The sequence below is a fragment of the Spongiactinospora rosea genome, assembly GCF_003315795.1.
Taxonomy (GTDB): Bacteria; Actinomycetota; Actinomycetes; order Streptosporangiales; family Streptosporangiaceae; genus Spongiactinospora; species Spongiactinospora rosea.
This window is the reverse complement of record NZ_QMEY01000032.1, coordinates 49,571-64,026: the sequence shown is the minus strand read 5'-3', so window position 1 is coordinate 64,026 and position 14,456 is coordinate 49,571. Positions and strand designations below refer to the sequence as shown.

Below are 14,456 nucleotides of genomic sequence, written 5' to 3'. Positions count from 1 at the left end.
GCCGGGAGAGACGATGCGAAGGGAGGGAGGAGGCGGTGATGTCATACCAGAACGGTCATTTCATCGGCGGTGAGTGGATCGCGGAGGGCGCCACCTTCGCCAACCACGACCCGGTGACCGGGGCCGAGATCGGCCGGATCCACGAGGCCGGACGCGAGACCGTGGACCGGGCCGTGACGGCCGCCAGGCGCGCGCAGCCGGGCTGGGCCGCGCTGCCGGTGGCCGAGCGCGCGGCGTGGCTGCGGCGGCTCGCGGACGGCATGGAGGCGCGGTTCGACGACCTGGTGGCCGCCGAGGTCGCCGACACCGGTAAGGACGCCGTGCAGGCCCGCACGCTGGACATCCCACGCGGAGCCGCCAACTTCAGGGTGTTCGCCGACATAGCCGCCCAGCGTCCGGACAACGCGTACCACCTGCCCGGTACGCTGAGCTACACCATCCGCCGTCCGCTCGGAGTGGTGGCGGTGATCGTCCCGTGGAACCTGCCGTTCCTGCTGACCACCTGGAAGGCCGGGGCGGCGCTGGTGGCGGGCAACACGATCGTGATCAAGCCGTCCGAGCTGACGCCGGGGTCGGCCGCCGTGCTGGCGGACATCGCGGCCCAGGTGGGGCTGCCCGCCGGCGTGCTCAACGTGGTCAACGGGCCGGGCGCGGGGTCGGCGGGGGAGTTCCTGGCCGGGCACCCGGGGGTGGACGGCGTGACGTTCACCGGCGAGAGCCGTACCGGGTCGGCGATCATGCGGACCGTCGCCGACGGCGTCAAGCCGATCTCGTTCGAGCTGGGCGGCAAGAACGCCGGGCTGATCTTCGCGGATGCCCGCCTGGACGCGGCCGTGGAGGGCTCGGTGCGCTCGGTGTTCACCAACGGCGGCCAGGTCTGCCTGTGCACCGAACGGCTGTACGTCGAGCGGCCGATCTACGAGGAGTTCGCCAGGCGGCTGGCCAAACGCGCCGAGGAGCTGTCCCGCGAGCGCGAGCCGATGCCGATGATCTCGGCCGGTCACCGCGAGAAGGTGCTCTCGTACTACCGGCTGGCGGCGTCCGAGGGCGCGGAGGTATTGGCCGGGGGCGGCGTCCCGCCCTGGGCGGAGAGCGGCTACCACGTCGAGCCGACCGTTCTCACCGGCCTGCCGCAGGGTTCGCGGGTGAACCAGGAGGAGATCTTCGGGCCCGTGTGCCACATCGCGCCGTTCGACACCGAGGCCGAGGCGGTCGCGCTGGCCAACGACAGCCGGTACGGCCTGGCGGCCACGGTGTGGACGCGCGACCTGTCCCGGGCGCATCGGGTGGCCGCCGCCGTCCAGGCCGGGCTGGTGTGGGTCAACACCTGGTTCCTGCGCGACCTGCGCACGCCGTTCGGCGGGCTGCGGCTGTCCGGGATCGGCCGCGAGGGCGGCGTCCACTCGCTGGACTTCTACTCCGAGCCCTCCACGGTGACGATCAAGCTGGAGGACGCCTGAACCTGGTTGATATGTCCGGCTTTGCCGGATAAAACGAGACTTACCGCACGTCTGCAGCGGAGGACGCCCATGATCCCACCCATCGACTTCACGAAGTGGATCGACGAGCACGCCCACCTGCTCAAACCGCCGGTCGGCAACAAGGTGATCTTCGAGGGCGCGGACGACCTGGTGGTCATGGTCGTCGGCGGCCCCAACGCCCGCACCGACTACCACGTGGACCCGTACGAGGAGCTGTTCTACCAGGTCCGCGGCAACATGCACGTCAACGTCATCACGCCGGAGGGCCCCGACACCGTCCACATCCGCGAAGGCCAGATGTGGCTGCTGCCGCGCAACCTGCCGCACTCGCCGCAGCGCCCCGAGCCCGGTTCGATCGGCTTCCTGGTGGAGAAGGTCCGGCCGGAGGGCACGCTGGAGCGCTTCCAGTGGTACTGCCAGGAGTGCGGCAACCTGGTCCACGAGGTGGAGCTGCAGGTACGCGACATCGTGGTCGACCTGCCGCCGGTCTTCGAGGCGTTCTACGCCGACGAGAAGGCCCGCACCTGCGACGCCTGCGGGGCCCACCACCCCGGCAAGGGCTGACGGGTGACCCACGCACCGGAGGAACACGCATGACCCTGTCCCGCGACGAATGCCAGGCCCTGGACGCCACAGACCCGCTCGCCGGTTTCCGCGCCGAGTTCACCCTGCCCGACGACCGGATCTACCTGGCGGGCAACTCGCTCGGCGCGCCGCCCAAGAGCGCCGCGGCCCGGGTCGCCCGGGCGGTGGAGCGGGAGTGGGGCGGTGAGCTGGTCGGCGGCTGGAACACCGCCGGCTGGTTTGCCCAGCCGCTGGCCATGGGCGACCGGATCGCGCCGCTGATCGGCGCGGGGCCGGGCCAGGTGGTGGCCGGCAACACCACCTCCATCGCGGTCTTCCAGGCGCTGGCCGCCGCGCTCAAGCTGCGCCCGGACCGCAGGGTGATCGTCGCCGACCTCGGGGAGTTCCCCACCGACCGGTACATCGCCGAGGGCCTGGCCGCCCTGCTGGACGGCTACGAGGTGCGCGACTGGCCCCACGTCGGCGACGACGTGGCCGTGGTGCTGCTGTCGGAGGTGGTCTACAGCACCGGCGAGCGCCGCGACGTCGCCGAGGTGACCGCGCGGGTCCAGGCGGCGGGCGCGCTGATGGTGTGGGACGTGTGCCACAGCGTCGGCGCGTTTCCGGTGGACGTCTCGGCCGCGGACTTCGCGGTCGGATGCACGTACAAGTACCTCAACGGCGGTCCGGGGTCCCCGGCCTTCCTGTACGTCAACCCGCGCCACCACGGCACCGCGCGCAACGCGCTCACCGGCTGGTACGCCCACGCCGAGCCGTTCGCCTTCGAGCCGTCCTTCCGCCCGGCCGAGGGCGTCCGCGGATTCGCGGTGAGCACCCCGCACGTACTGTCGTTCGCCGCGCTGGACGCCGCGCTGGAGATCTTCGAGCGGGCCGACCTCGCCGCGGTCCGCGCCAAGAGCCTCGCGCTGACGTCGCTGTTCATCGAGCTGGCCGAATCCGCTCACCCGGACCTACGGCTGGCCACCCCGCGCGAGCCCGCGCGGCGCGGCAGCCAGGTGTCCTTCCGCCATCCGCACGGCTACCCGGTCGTCCGCGCGCTGGCCGAACGCGGCGTGCAGGGCGACTTCCGCGCCCCGGACATCCTGCGGTTCGGGTTCGCGCCGCTGTACCTGCGGTACGTGGACGTCTACGACGCCGCGACCGCGCTGACCGAGGTCTTCGCGGCCGAACCGTGGCACGACGAGCGCTACACCCGCCGCCTCGCGGTCACCTGAACGACTACCACTCCAGCCCGGCCGACTGCGCGCCGCCGTTGAAGTCGCCGCCCTTGCCGGACAGCCGCCACCGCTGCCTGGCCTGGTAGGTCGCGCCGTCCGGCGGGTCCACCTTGAACCAGCCGCAGGTCTTGATCTGGCCGTCGTAGGTGAAGCGCATACCGTTGCAGATGTAGGGCCCGAGCATCGTGCCGACGCCCGGCCGCCACAGCTCGACGTGGGCGTCGGCGGTGACGCCCTTGGAGCCGCGTACCTGACCCATGACGGCCATGATGCCGTCCTTGACCCGGATGCACGGGCGCATCGCGATCCCGGCCTTGGCCACCACCAGCCAGGGCTCGCGGCAGCGCATCTCGTCGCGGCGCACGGGGCCCTCCTGGATGAAGGATGGCTTCGCGGGAGACGGGCTTGCCGTTTTCGTCGGCTTGGGGGAGGTCTCGCCCTTGGAGGGCTTGTCGGCGCGCTTGGTGGGCGGGGCGGTGACGTGGGAGTCGGAGGTGGCGGGGCGGCGGGCGGAGGAGGGGTCCTGCTTCTTGTCTGATTTGCCGGACTTATCGGTCTTCTCCGGCGTGGCGGTGGGGCTGAGTTCCACCACCTGCGGAGGCGCCAGGGAGACCTCCGGCGTGGGCGCGACCGTACGACCGGCCGCCACGGGCGTGGGGTGCGGATCGGCCGGGCCGCTCCCGGCGTTCGCGAACTGGACCGCGACCAGGGTCAGCGCCCCGGCCGCCACGACGCTGCTGACCGCGGCGATCACGCGCTTGCGTCGCCGCCGCGTGGGCGCGGCCTGCGCGGCCCGCTCGACCGGCACGGTCGTGAGCGCGAGCGGCGCGTCCCGATGCACCCGGGGCAGCGCCCCCGTCCCCTGTACGGCGGGCAGCACCGCGCGCAGCCGCTCCGCCAGCACCGGGACCGTGGGCCGCCGGGCGGGGTCCTTGGCCGTGGCGTCCTGGATGATCGACCAGATCTCGTCGCCCATCCCCGGCAGCCGCCTGGGGGTCATGTTGAACGCGCTGTGCAGCGCGCTCAGGTGGTTGCCGCCCGCGAACGGCGCCCGCCCGGCCAGCAGCTCGTAGAGGACCATGCCGAGCGCGTACACGTCGGCGGCCGGGGCGGCGCTGGCCCCCTCGATCGCCTCGGGGGCCATGTAGATCGGCGTGCCCACCACGGCGGTCGCCGCCGCCGCGGGGCCCTGGAGGATGCGCGCGACGCCGAAGTCGGTCAGCATCACGGAACGGCCGAGCAGGACGTTCGCCGGTTTGACGTCGCGGTGGACCACCCCGGCCGCGTGCGCGGCGGCCAGCGCCCCGGCCAGCTCGATGACGATCCCGACGGCCTCGGCGGGCGGCAGCGTGCCGCGCTCGCGCAGATAGCGGCCGAGGTCGGCGCCCTCGACGAGGTCCATCACGATCGCGACGCGCGACCCCTCGATCACGAAGTCGCGGATGGCGACGATGCCATGGTGGCGCAGCCGGAGCAGGACGCTGCGCTCTTGTACGAAACGCCCGACGATGTCCGGATCGTCGAGGAGGCGGCCGTGCAGCAGCTTGGCGGCGACGTGCTCACCGGTACGCCGGTCCACGGCACGCCAGACCGCGCCCATGGCCCCTTCGCCGATCTTGTCGAGCAGTTGGTAGCCGCTGCCGAGCGCGTCGTGCTGGTCTCCCGATGACATAGCGTGATCATGTTACCGCTGTTGAGGGTGATAAAGGAGCGTATTTGCGCTTAATGTGTTCATGAAGTGATGGATGCGCGCTCGGCCGTCAGCGGCAGCCGCAGCACCAGCCGCGCGCCCTGGCCGTTCACCGGGTCCTCGACGCGGAGCTGGCCGTCGTGGGCCGCGGCGATGTCCCTGGCGATGGACAGGCCCAGCCCGGTGCCGCCCCGATCCCGGCTGCGGGCGGTGTCCAGGCGGCTGAACCGCTTGAAGACCCGCTCGCGGTCCGCCGGGGCGATGCCGCCGCCGTCGTCGGTCACCACCAGCACGGCCGTGCCCTCACCGGCGGACACCGTGATCGACACCGCGCTGTTCGCGTGCCGCTCGGCGTTGGTCAGCAGGTTCGTCACCAGGGCCCTGAGCTGGAACGGGTCGCCCGGCACGGCCACGCCGAGCGCGATGTCGGTGGACACCGGCACCCGCGTGGGGGAGGCGGACAGCACCGCCCTGGTCAGCGCGGACAGGTCCACGGGCTCCCTGCGGGGACGGTGCCCGGCGTCCAGGAGGGACAGGGTGTGCAGGTCCTCCACGATGGCCTGGATGCGGTCGGCGTCCTTCAGTACGTCCTTGAGCGTCTGCCAGGGGTCGGTCTCTTCACGGTCGGCCAGCGCGAACTCGATGCGCGTGCGCAGCCCGGTCAGCGGTGTGCGCAGCTCGTGCGACGCGTCCGAGGCGAACCGCCGCTCGTACTCCACAGCGCGTTCCAGCCGGTCCAGGGTCCGGTTCACCGCCGCGGCCAGCCGGTCCACCTCGTCGCCGTCGCGGGGCCGGGGCGGCACGGGCATCCTGCGGCCGAGGTCGGCGGCGGTGGCCTCGCGCAGCGCCGTACCCATCCGTTCCACCCGCCGGGCCGTACGCCCGGCCGCGCGCCGCACGACCAGCCCCGCCACGACCAGCACCGTGACCCCCAGCACCGCGAGCCCGGTCGCCAGCGCCACACCCGGCGAGGGGGCCGCGCGTACCGCGAGGTAGGTGGCGGGCAGCGCCACGACCAGGAACAACCCGAGTCGGGGCAGCACCGTCCCCATGATCCGCGTGCGCACGGATCGCTCGCCGTGCGGCGCGTTGGCAGCCATGTTCTCCGCACTCATCCCCGAAACCTGACATCCGGCTATTTGCTCATGTATAGGCGATTTCACCTCACGAGAGGGCAAACCCGCGGCCTATAGCTGGGCCAGATCATCCGGGGCGCATCGAAGGCGGAACGCAGGGTAGTGGGAGGACAACGCAAGGAGGCGAACATGGCATCACTGGTAGACAAGGTCCGCCGCTACCTCAGCAGCCCGCAGGGCCGGCAGGCCGTGGAGAAGGCCAAGCGGATGGCCAACGACCCGCGCAATCGGCAGAAGGCCCGCGGCCTGCTGGACCGCTGGCGCCGCCGCGGCAGGTGAGCCCCCACTGACCCCTACACGAGCCCGCCGACGAACCCCTCGTCGCGAATCCCCTGGTAGAGCCCGGGGGCGAAGGCCCGCATGGCGCCCTCGATGATCGGGATGTAGGCGGGAGAGGACCCGAGCGGCAGCCGGTAGCCGTTCTTGACCCTGTGGAACTCCCACAGATGCTCCATCTCCGGATGCCGGCCCCGGAACGCGGGGTCGGCGGGATGGAGGTCCAGGCGGACCATGATCTTGCGCAGGACGTAGTCGCTGGGCTGGACCCTTGGCTGCTTGGACCGTGAGATGACGACGGCGGACAGATCGTGCCACGGGACGGCCCAGGGCTTGCCCTGCGGGTCGTCCCAGCGCACGCCGCCCATGTCGAAGACGAGCTTGCGCGGCCGGGTGAGCTTCCGCCAGGCGATCACTGGCAGTAGCCCGATCAGCAGGAACACCAGGCCGATGATGAACCCCGTGACGTAGGTCGCCTGCCCGCCGAGCACCTGGCCGGTGAACACCGACACGATGGCGATGAGCCCGACGACGCCGGAGACCGACCCACCGATCACGGCCTTGCGCCTCGCCCCCGCGGCCACGTCGATCACGACCGGCGGGTGGCCCATGGGCGGACGCCACCGCTGGTGGTGGGGGTGTGGAGCGTTCTGCTGAGGGGGTCGGTGATGAGGCGCGCCGTACGTCATAGCGGGCCAGGGTAGTGCCCGTCTGTCCGGCTGAACGCCCACTTCATCCGATCGCGAAGGATCACCCGGTAACGCCGACAAAATGGGCGAATGCGACAAAAGTCACTATATACCACTAACGACCGATTGATCCCCTAGGTCGGAAAATATTGACCACACGGCAACTCCGGGTGAAGCCGGAATTAAGCGGGAAAAGTGGTAATTCCCGTTGCGGTTAGTGACTCATTGACTTCAGAATGGCGCACAAGCATACTGGTGGGCGTCCACGAAAACCCGGCCGAATCCGCAAAGGATTCGCCCTGTACACCCTCGGTAGGGTAAAGCTCGATAGATTCGCCATGGGCCGTGCGCGTGTGCGCGCGTAGTCCGGTGGTCCTGAGTTTCCCCACATCAGACAGGCCGGGCGGCAGACGCCGCACTCATATGCCCTATTTGCAGTGATCCGTCCGGTCAACCTGTCTGACCAATTCCGTTATGTCCATCCCCCCGATGGAGATTGGTGGTGCGCATCGTGACCGAGACGGTGGAGAACGGCGCAGGCGTCGAAGAGTCGTCGCAGCTGAGCCTGAGTACGGCCGCCGCACGTAATCTGGCGACCACGACCAAGACCGTACCGCAGATGCAGGGCATCACCTCACGGTGGCTCCTGCGCGTGCTTCCCTGGGTCCAGGTGTCCGGTGGAACATACCGCGTCAACCGGCGCCTCAGCTACGCGGTCGGCGACGGCCGGGTCAGCTTCACCTCCACGGGCGCCGACATCCGCGTCATCCCGGCCGAGCTGACCGAGCTGGGCCTGTTGCGCGGGTTCGACGACGCCGAGTTGCTCACCGCGCTCGCCGGCCGGTTCGAGCAGCGGCCCTTCGAGGTCGGCGACACCCTGGTGACCAGCGGCTCCCCGGCCCAGGAGCTGTTCATCATCGCGCACGGCAAGGTCAACAAGATCGGCGAAGGCCAGTACGGCGAGGACAACGTGCTGGCCGTGCTCGCCGACGGCGACTACTTCGGCGACCACGAGATCGTGGAGCCCGAAGGCGACTGGGACTACTCGATCAAGGCGATCACCGGTGGAACGGTCCTCGTGCTGCCGCGCGCGGCGCTGCAGGAGCTGATCGACTCCTCCGACGGGCTGCGCGAGCACGTCGCGCGCTACCTGGCCGCCCCCACCAAGGCCCAGGACGCCTACGGCGAGTCCGCCATCGAGCTGTCGTCCGGCCACGACGGCGAGCCGGTCCTGCCCGGCACGTTCGTGGACTACGAGCTTGAGCCGCGCGAGTACCAGCTCAGCGTGGCGCAGACCGTGCTGCGGGTGCACACCCGGGTGGCCGATCTGTTCAACCAGCCGATGAACCAGGTCGAGCAGCAGCTCCGGCTGACCATCGAGGCCCTGCGCGAGCGCCAGGAGCACGAGATGATCAACAACCGCGACTTCGGCCTGCTGCACAACGCCGACCTCAAGCAGCGGGTGCACACCCGCACCGGCCCGCCCACTCCGGACGACTTCGACGAGCTGCTGGCGCTGGTGTGGAAGGAGCCCTCGGTCTTCCTGGCCCACCCGCAGGCCATCGCCGCGTTCGGCCGCGAGTGCAGCAAGCGCGGGGTCTACCCCGACAGCGTCGACATCGCCGGGCACAAGGTCCCCGCCTGGCGCGGCGTGCCGGTGCTGCCCTGTGACAAGCTGCCGATCAGCAAGGCCCGCACCACGTCCGTCCTGCTGATGCGCACCGGCGAGAACAACCAGGGCGTCGTCGGCCTGCACCAGACCGGCATCCCCGACGAGTACCAGCCGAGCCTGTCCGTGCGGTTCATGGGCATCAACGAGCAGGCCGTCATGTCCTATCTGGTCAGCGCTTACTACTCGGCCGCCGTCCTGGTGCCCGACGCGCTCGGTGTCCTGGACAACGCCGAGATCGGCCACTGATGGTCCGCGAGGCACGACCGGAAGACGCGCGGCTCAGCCTGGGCACGGCCGCCGCGCGCAACCTGGCCACCACCACCAAGACCGAGCCGCAGTCCCAGAGCATCACCCCGCGCTGGCTGTTGCGGATGCTGCCCTGGGTCGAGGCCAGGGGCGGCGCCTACCGGGTCAACCGGCGGCTGACCTACACGGTCGGCGACGGCCGGGTCAGTTTCATCTCGGCCGCGGGGCGCGTCCAGGTGGTCGCGCCCGAGCTGCGCGAGCTGCCGCTGCTGCGCGGGCTGGCCGACGACGACGCGCTCGTCGCGCTGGCCGGCCGGTTCGAGCAGCGCGAATACGCGGCGGGCACGGAGATCGCCGCGCCCGGCGATCCCGCCGAGGGCCTGTACCTGGTCGCGCACGGCAAGTTGCGCCGCACGGTGGCCGGGCCGTACGGCGAGCCCGCCGAGACCGGCCACCTGGCCGACGGCGACCACTTCGGCGACGCCGCGCTGACCAGCCCCGACGCCACCTGGGACGAGGGCGTCGTGGCCGTCACCGGCGTCATCCTGCTGGTGCTGCCGCGCGCCGCCTTCGCGGCGGAGCAGGAGCGTTCGGAGTCGCTGCGCGACCACGTGGCCCGCCACCTGGCCGCGCCCGGCCGGGCGACCGACAAGCACGGCGAGGCGGCCATCGCGCTGTCGGCGGGGCACAGCGGCGAGGCGGCGCTGCCCGGCACGTTCGTGGACTACGAGCTGGCCCCCCGCGAGTACCAGCTCAGCGTGGCCCAGACGCTGCTGCGGGCGCACACCCGGGTGATCGACCTGTTCAACGACCCGATGGACCAACTGGAGCAGCAGCTCCGGCTGACCGTCGAGGCGCTGCGTGAGCGGCAGGAGCACGAGATGCTCAACAACCCGGAGTTCGGGCTGCTGCACAACGCCGACCTCAAGCAGCGGGTGCACACCCGTACCGGCCCGCCCACGCCCGCCGACATGGACGCGGTGCTCGCCCGGCGCAGGAAGTCCCGGTTCTTCCTGGCCCACCCGCGGGCCATCGCGGCGTTCCGCCGCGAGTGCACCAGGGCCGGGGTCTACCCCGAGTCGATCGACTTCGAGGGCACCCGGGTCACCACCTGGCGCGGCGTCCCGGTGCTGCCCTCCGACAAGATCCCGATCAGCCGCGAGGGCACCACGTCCATCCTGGTCATGCGCACCGGGGAGAAGGACGAGGGCGTCGTCGGCCTGCGCGAGACGGGGCTGCCCGACGAGCGCGAGCCGGGGCTCACCGTCCGGTTCATGGGGATCACCGAGCAGGCGGTGGCCTCCTACCTGGTGAGCGCCTACTACTCGGCGGCGGTGCTGGTCCCCGACGCGCTCGGCGTACTGGAGAACGTAGAGATCGCGCGCTGATCCGCGGGCGAGGACCGAAAGGCGAGAGATGTCCGCAGTCGAGGAGAAGATCCACCCGCGGCCCGCCGCCGACGTGCTCGCCTGGGGGAGGGCCCTGATCGGCCCCGCCCTGCGCGAGGCCGTCGAGTCGCTGCCGGAGGCGGTCCGGCGCATCGTGGGCTACCACTTCGGCTGGTCCGACGAGCAGGGCCGTCCGGCGGGCGAGGCCGACGAAGCCGGGGGCGGCAAGGCGATCCGGCCCGCGCTGGTCCTGCTGTCCGCCGAGGTGGTCGGCGGGGAGGCGGCCGACGCCGTGCCCGCGGCGGTCGCGGTCGAGCTGACCCACAACTTCTCGCTGCTGCACGACGACGTGATGGACGGCGACACCAGCCGCCGCCATCGCGCCACCGCCTGGACGATCTTCGGCCGCGGCCCGGCGATCCTGGCCGGCGACGCGCTGATGACCCTGGCCTTCGACGTCCTGGCCGCGGCGGGCCGCCCGGCCGCGCGCCGGGCGGCCAGGGCCCTCGGCGCCGCCGTCCTGGAGCTGATCGACGGCCAGTACTCCGACGTGTCCTTCGAGCGGCGCGACGACGTCGCGCTGGCCGAGTGCCAGGCCATGGCCACGGCCAAGACCGGGGCGCTGCTCGGCGGCGCGTGCGCGCTCGGCGCACTGTACGGCGGCGCCCCCGACGAGCGGGTCGAGCACCTGGGCGCGTTCGGCAGGCACCTCGGCCTCGCCTTCCAGCACGTCGACGACCTGCTCGGCATCTGGGGCGATCCCGGCGTCACCGGCAAACCGGTGTACTCCGACCTGCGCAACCGCAAGAAGTCGCTGCCGGTGGTGGCCGCCCTGACCTCCGACACCCCCGCGGGCCGGGAGCTGGCCGCCCTGTACCGATCCGCGCACCCGCTGACCGACCCCGAGCTGGCCCGCGCCGCCCGGCTGGTGGAGGAGGCCGGCGGCAGGGCGTGGAGCCAGGCGGAGGCCGACGGCCTGCTGGCCACCGCCACGCGGGAGCTGGACTGGGCGCAGACCGGCGCGTCCGCCCGCGCCGCGGCCGAACTTCAGAGCCTGGCCCGCCTGGTCACCCGACGAGATCACTGACCGACTGCACCAGGAGGTTCCATGCCGGAGGATCGCACGGCCCCCATCCCACAGCCAGGCGCCGTGCTCGTCGCCGATGAGCTGATCGTTCCCGGCGGCCCCCCGGTCCGCTGCCCGGCGGCCGGCCTGGTCGAGGGCGACCTGCGCCGCCGCGGCGTGCTCGTCGTCCGCGGCCCGCTCGGTCACCAGGGCGACCCCGGCCTCGACTCGCTCACGGTCACGGTGTCCGGCGCGAACGGCCCGGCCGGGCTCGGCGTGGCCACCGTCCGCGACGACATCACCGCCTGGCCCGCCGCCCGCGCCGCGCTCGGCGCGTGCCTGGCGGTGGCCCGGCCCCGGCTCGTGCTGCTGGCCGCGCCGCGCTCGTTCTGCGCGGGCGTCGAGCGGGCCATCGAGATCGTCGCGGAGGTGCTGCGCCGCCGGGGCGGCCCGATCTACGTACGCAAGCAGATCGTCCACAACGCGCACGTCGTGGCCGACCTGGCCGGGCGGGGCGCGGTGTTCGTGGAGGAGCTGGCCGAGGTCCCCGACGGGGCGACGGTGGTGTTCTCCGCGCACGGGGTGTCGCCCGCCGTACGCGAGGACGCCGCGCGGCGCGGCCTGGACGTGATCGACGCGACCTGCCCGCTGGTCACCAAGGTCCACGCGGAGGCCCGCAGGTTCGCCGGGCGCGGCGACACCGTGCTGCTGATCGGGCACGAGGGGCACGAGGAGGTCGAGGGCACCTACGGCGAGGCCCCGCGCGAGACCATCGTGGTCGCCGACGCCGCCGAGGCCGCCCTGGTGTCGGTCCCCGACCCCTCCCGGGTCTCCTACCTCACCCAGACCACGCTGGCCGTGGACGAGGCCCAGGAGGTCGTGGACGTCCTTCGCGGCCGGTTCCCCGCGCTGCGCGGGCCGGGCACCGACGACATCTGCTACGCCACCACCAACCGCCAGCAGGCGGTGGCGGCCATCGCGCGGGAGTCCGACGTGGTGCTGGTGGTCGGCTCGGCCAACTCCTCCAACTCGATGCGGATGGTCGAGCTGGCCCGCAGGCACGGCACGTCGAGTCACCTGATCGACGACGCGTCCGACATCCGCCCGGAGTGGCTGGCCAGGGCCGGGGTGGTGGGGCTGAGCGCCGGGGCGTCCGCACCCCCGTACCTGGTGGACGCGGTGGTCGCGGCGCTCGATGGCCTCGGCGGCGTCACGGTGGAAGAACGCGAGGTCACCCACGAGACGATCCGGTTCACCCTGCCCGCGGCCCTTCGCGGCAAGGGTCAGTAGGGCAGCGCGTAGGCGGCGTACTTCTTGGCGCCGAACGCGGCCTTGAACTTCGGATAGGCGACGGTCCTGATGTCGCCGTCCGAGGTGTACCGCTCCTCCGGGTGCTCCTTGAGCCAGTCCAGCCACGCCGTCGAGCAGAACCGCAGGCACTCGCCCTTCTTGTCCTGCGACTTGATGCGCGGGATGCCCAGCGGGTCGAAGTCCTTGGAGAAGGGGGAGGCCGCGGGCGTGTAACCGGCCAGGAACACCCCACCGTAGTCGTACCGGGTGCCCGAGGCCGAGCCGCGCAGCGCCCACTCCTTGGTGTTCGGCTGGTTCCCGTACGGCAGCGCCAGCGTCACCGGGTCGAACGGGATGCGCCCCCTGATCACCTGGTGCCCGGCGGCGACCTCCTTCTCGACCTGCTTCTTGGCCTTGCCGCGCAGGTTGAGGTGGTCGCGGGTGTGGTTGCCGAGGTCGAAGCCGCGCTCGTGCAGCCAGGTGAGGATCTGCGTCTGCTCCTCCGGCCGGGCCTTGCCGAACATGTCACGGGTCACGTAGAAGGTGGCGACCGGCCGGAAGCCGGGATGCCTGCGTCCCACGTCGAGCAGGATGCCCACCGCGCTGTCCGGCGCGGGCTCGCCCATGCCGTCCAGGGTGACCTGCGAGGGCGAGGAGTCGTCGAAGGTGAGCACCACGGGGTGCTTGCCCGCCGGGATGCCGATCTTGCCGGTGGCGTACTCGGCGGCGGTGATCGGGACGTACCCCTCCTGGGCCAGCCGCTCCAGCTCGGCGCGGAACTGCGCGGGGGTGCGGTCGTCGGCGATGTCCGGTTTGGCCACCACCCGGTGGTACATCAGCACCGGGACCTGGCCCAGCTCGTTGGCCTTGGCCTTGGCCGCCACGGCGAGCCGGGCCTTGCGCACCTCCTGCGGCGACACGGCCTTCGCCGCCTTCTTGGCGGCGGCCACCTTGACCGCGTCGTCCGCGTCCGACATGCACCCGGCGAGGGCCAGCAGGCTGAGCGCCACGGCCCCTGTCCGGCAAACCCCGTAGCCCCTCATTGGGCCCTCCAGACAGATGGAAGAGATAGTGGTCTTCTCCCCGCTGTCTCGGAGCGGCAGACGGTGGCTCCGGCAAAGAGTGACTCTAGGGAGCGTCGCGGACGCTCTTCGTCACCGCCTCGGGACGCGCGGCCACCAGCCAGGTACCTCCTCGCGGTAGCGCCGGTAGTCCGCGCCGAACCTGCGGGTCAGCAGGGGTTCCTCGCGCAGTTTGACGAACGCGACCACCGGCCCGGCCACCAGCGCGAGGTACAGCAGCAGCGACACCTGGCCGAACAGCAGCGCCTGCCCGGCCACCACCGCGAAGAGCGCGACGTACATCGGGTTGCGGACGTACCGGTACAGGCCGCCGATCACCAGCCGCTCCGGCGGGGCGACCGGGACGGGCGTGCCCAGCCCCTCCCGGACGAACCGGGTGAACGCGTGGACCAGCACCGCCCCGCCGCCGGCGATCAACAGCACACCGGCGGCGCGGAGCGGCGGCATCAACCCAGCAGAAAGCGGATCGGCGAACTCCCAGCGCGTGATGACCCACGGCACCAGCACGGCGACCGTACCCGGACCGACTCCGAAGAAGATGGAAGTCACGATCGCCGCTGGAGTCCGGCGCATGGCGCACTCTCCTACCCGGGCCTAATCGAGCGAGGTAATTCCTCCTCTGATGAGTTTAGGCTCGA

13 protein-coding genes are annotated in these 14,456 nt (G+C 71.7%); 8 read left to right on the top strand and 5 right to left on the bottom strand.

What is annotated here, in order from left to right; genetic code table 11:
• Positions 1 to 38 precede the first annotated feature (38 nt).
• From DP939_RS40255 to kynU, 3 genes are all read left to right on the top strand, one after another.
• A complete protein-coding gene (locus DP939_RS40255; protein WP_113986104.1) occupies positions 39 to 1,460 on the top strand; it encodes an aldehyde dehydrogenase family protein in 1,422 nt (473 codons plus the stop codon).
• Positions 1,461 to 1,529: 69 nt separating this feature from the next.
• Entirely contained in the window at positions 1,530 to 2,045 is a 516-nt protein-coding gene (locus DP939_RS40250; RefSeq protein WP_113986103.1) for a 3-hydroxyanthranilate 3,4-dioxygenase, read from the top strand.
• 29 nt (positions 2,046 to 2,074) lie between these two features.
• Positions 2,075 to 3,280 carry a kynureninase gene (gene kynU / locus DP939_RS40245; RefSeq protein ID WP_113986102.1) on the top strand — a complete coding sequence of 402 codons (1,206 nt, stop codon included), beginning with the start codon at positions 2,075 to 2,077 and terminating at the stop codon, positions 3,278 to 3,280.
• Between the two features lie 4 nt (positions 3,281 to 3,284).
• On the opposite strand, the gene DP939_RS40240 is transcribed toward kynU, so the two are convergent.
• Together DP939_RS40240 and DP939_RS40235 are read right to left on the bottom strand one after the other, a co-directional pair.
• Positions 3,285 to 4,955 carry a serine/threonine protein kinase gene (locus DP939_RS40240; protein ID WP_113986101.1) on the bottom strand — a complete coding sequence of 557 codons (1,671 nt, stop codon included), beginning with the start codon at positions 4,953 to 4,955 and terminating at the stop codon, positions 3,285 to 3,287.
• Between the two features lie 59 nt (positions 4,956 to 5,014).
• A complete protein-coding gene (locus DP939_RS40235; RefSeq protein WP_158578956.1) occupies positions 5,015 to 6,073 on the bottom strand; it encodes a sensor histidine kinase in 1,059 nt (352 codons plus the stop codon).
• 165 nt (positions 6,074 to 6,238) lie between these two features.
• Here DP939_RS40235 and DP939_RS47320 point away from each other — a divergent pair, with 165 nt between their 5' ends.
• Complete coding sequence (locus tag DP939_RS47320; protein WP_199565729.1) at positions 6,239 to 6,388, top strand: hypothetical protein; 150 nt, start codon at positions 6,239 to 6,241, stop codon at positions 6,386 to 6,388.
• Between the two features lie 14 nt (positions 6,389 to 6,402).
• On the opposite strand, the gene DP939_RS40230 is transcribed toward DP939_RS47320, so the two are convergent.
• A complete protein-coding gene (locus tag DP939_RS40230) occupies positions 6,403 to 6,996 on the bottom strand; it encodes a hypothetical protein (protein ID WP_113986099.1) in 594 nt (197 codons plus the stop codon).
• A gap of 589 nt (positions 6,997 to 7,585) precedes the next feature.
• Here DP939_RS40230 and DP939_RS40225 point away from each other — a divergent pair.
• From DP939_RS40225 to ispH, 4 genes are read left to right on the top strand one after another with little or no spacing between them, the layout of a single operon-like run.
• Positions 7,586 to 8,992, top strand: coding sequence for a family 2B encapsulin nanocompartment shell protein (locus DP939_RS40225; RefSeq protein ID WP_113986140.1), 1,407 nt, complete (start codon positions 7,586 to 7,588; stop codon positions 8,990 to 8,992).
• Positions 8,992 to 10,380, top strand: a complete 1,389-nt coding sequence (locus tag DP939_RS40220; RefSeq protein WP_113986098.1) for a family 2B encapsulin nanocompartment shell protein — start codon at positions 8,992 to 8,994, stop codon at positions 10,378 to 10,380. Before DP939_RS40225 ends, DP939_RS40220 begins: the two co-directional genes overlap by 1 nt.
• Before the next feature lie 28 nt (positions 10,381 to 10,408).
• Positions 10,409 to 11,467, top strand: coding sequence for a family 2 encapsulin nanocompartment cargo protein polyprenyl transferase (locus DP939_RS40215; RefSeq protein WP_113986097.1), 1,059 nt, complete (start codon positions 10,409 to 10,411; stop codon positions 11,465 to 11,467).
• Positions 11,468 to 11,488: 21 nt separating this feature from the next.
• The gene (gene ispH, locus DP939_RS40210) at positions 11,489 to 12,736 is read left to right on the top strand and encodes a 4-hydroxy-3-methylbut-2-enyl diphosphate reductase (protein WP_113986096.1); all 1,248 of its coding nucleotides are present in this window, start codon (positions 11,489 to 11,491) and stop codon (positions 12,734 to 12,736) included.
• Here the strand turns inward: ispH and DP939_RS40205 are convergent.
• Together DP939_RS40205 and DP939_RS40200 are read right to left on the bottom strand one after the other, a co-directional pair.
• A complete protein-coding gene (locus tag DP939_RS40205; protein ID WP_225878788.1) occupies positions 12,730 to 13,746 on the bottom strand; it encodes a polysaccharide deacetylase family protein in 1,017 nt (338 codons plus the stop codon). The genes ispH and DP939_RS40205 overlap by 7 nt on opposite strands.
• 144 nt (positions 13,747 to 13,890) lie before the next feature.
• Positions 13,891 to 14,391 carry a methyltransferase family protein gene (locus DP939_RS40200; RefSeq protein ID WP_113986094.1) on the bottom strand — a complete coding sequence of 167 codons (501 nt, stop codon included), beginning with the start codon at positions 14,389 to 14,391 and terminating at the stop codon, positions 13,891 to 13,893.
• Positions 14,392 to 14,456: the final 65 nt, after the last annotated feature.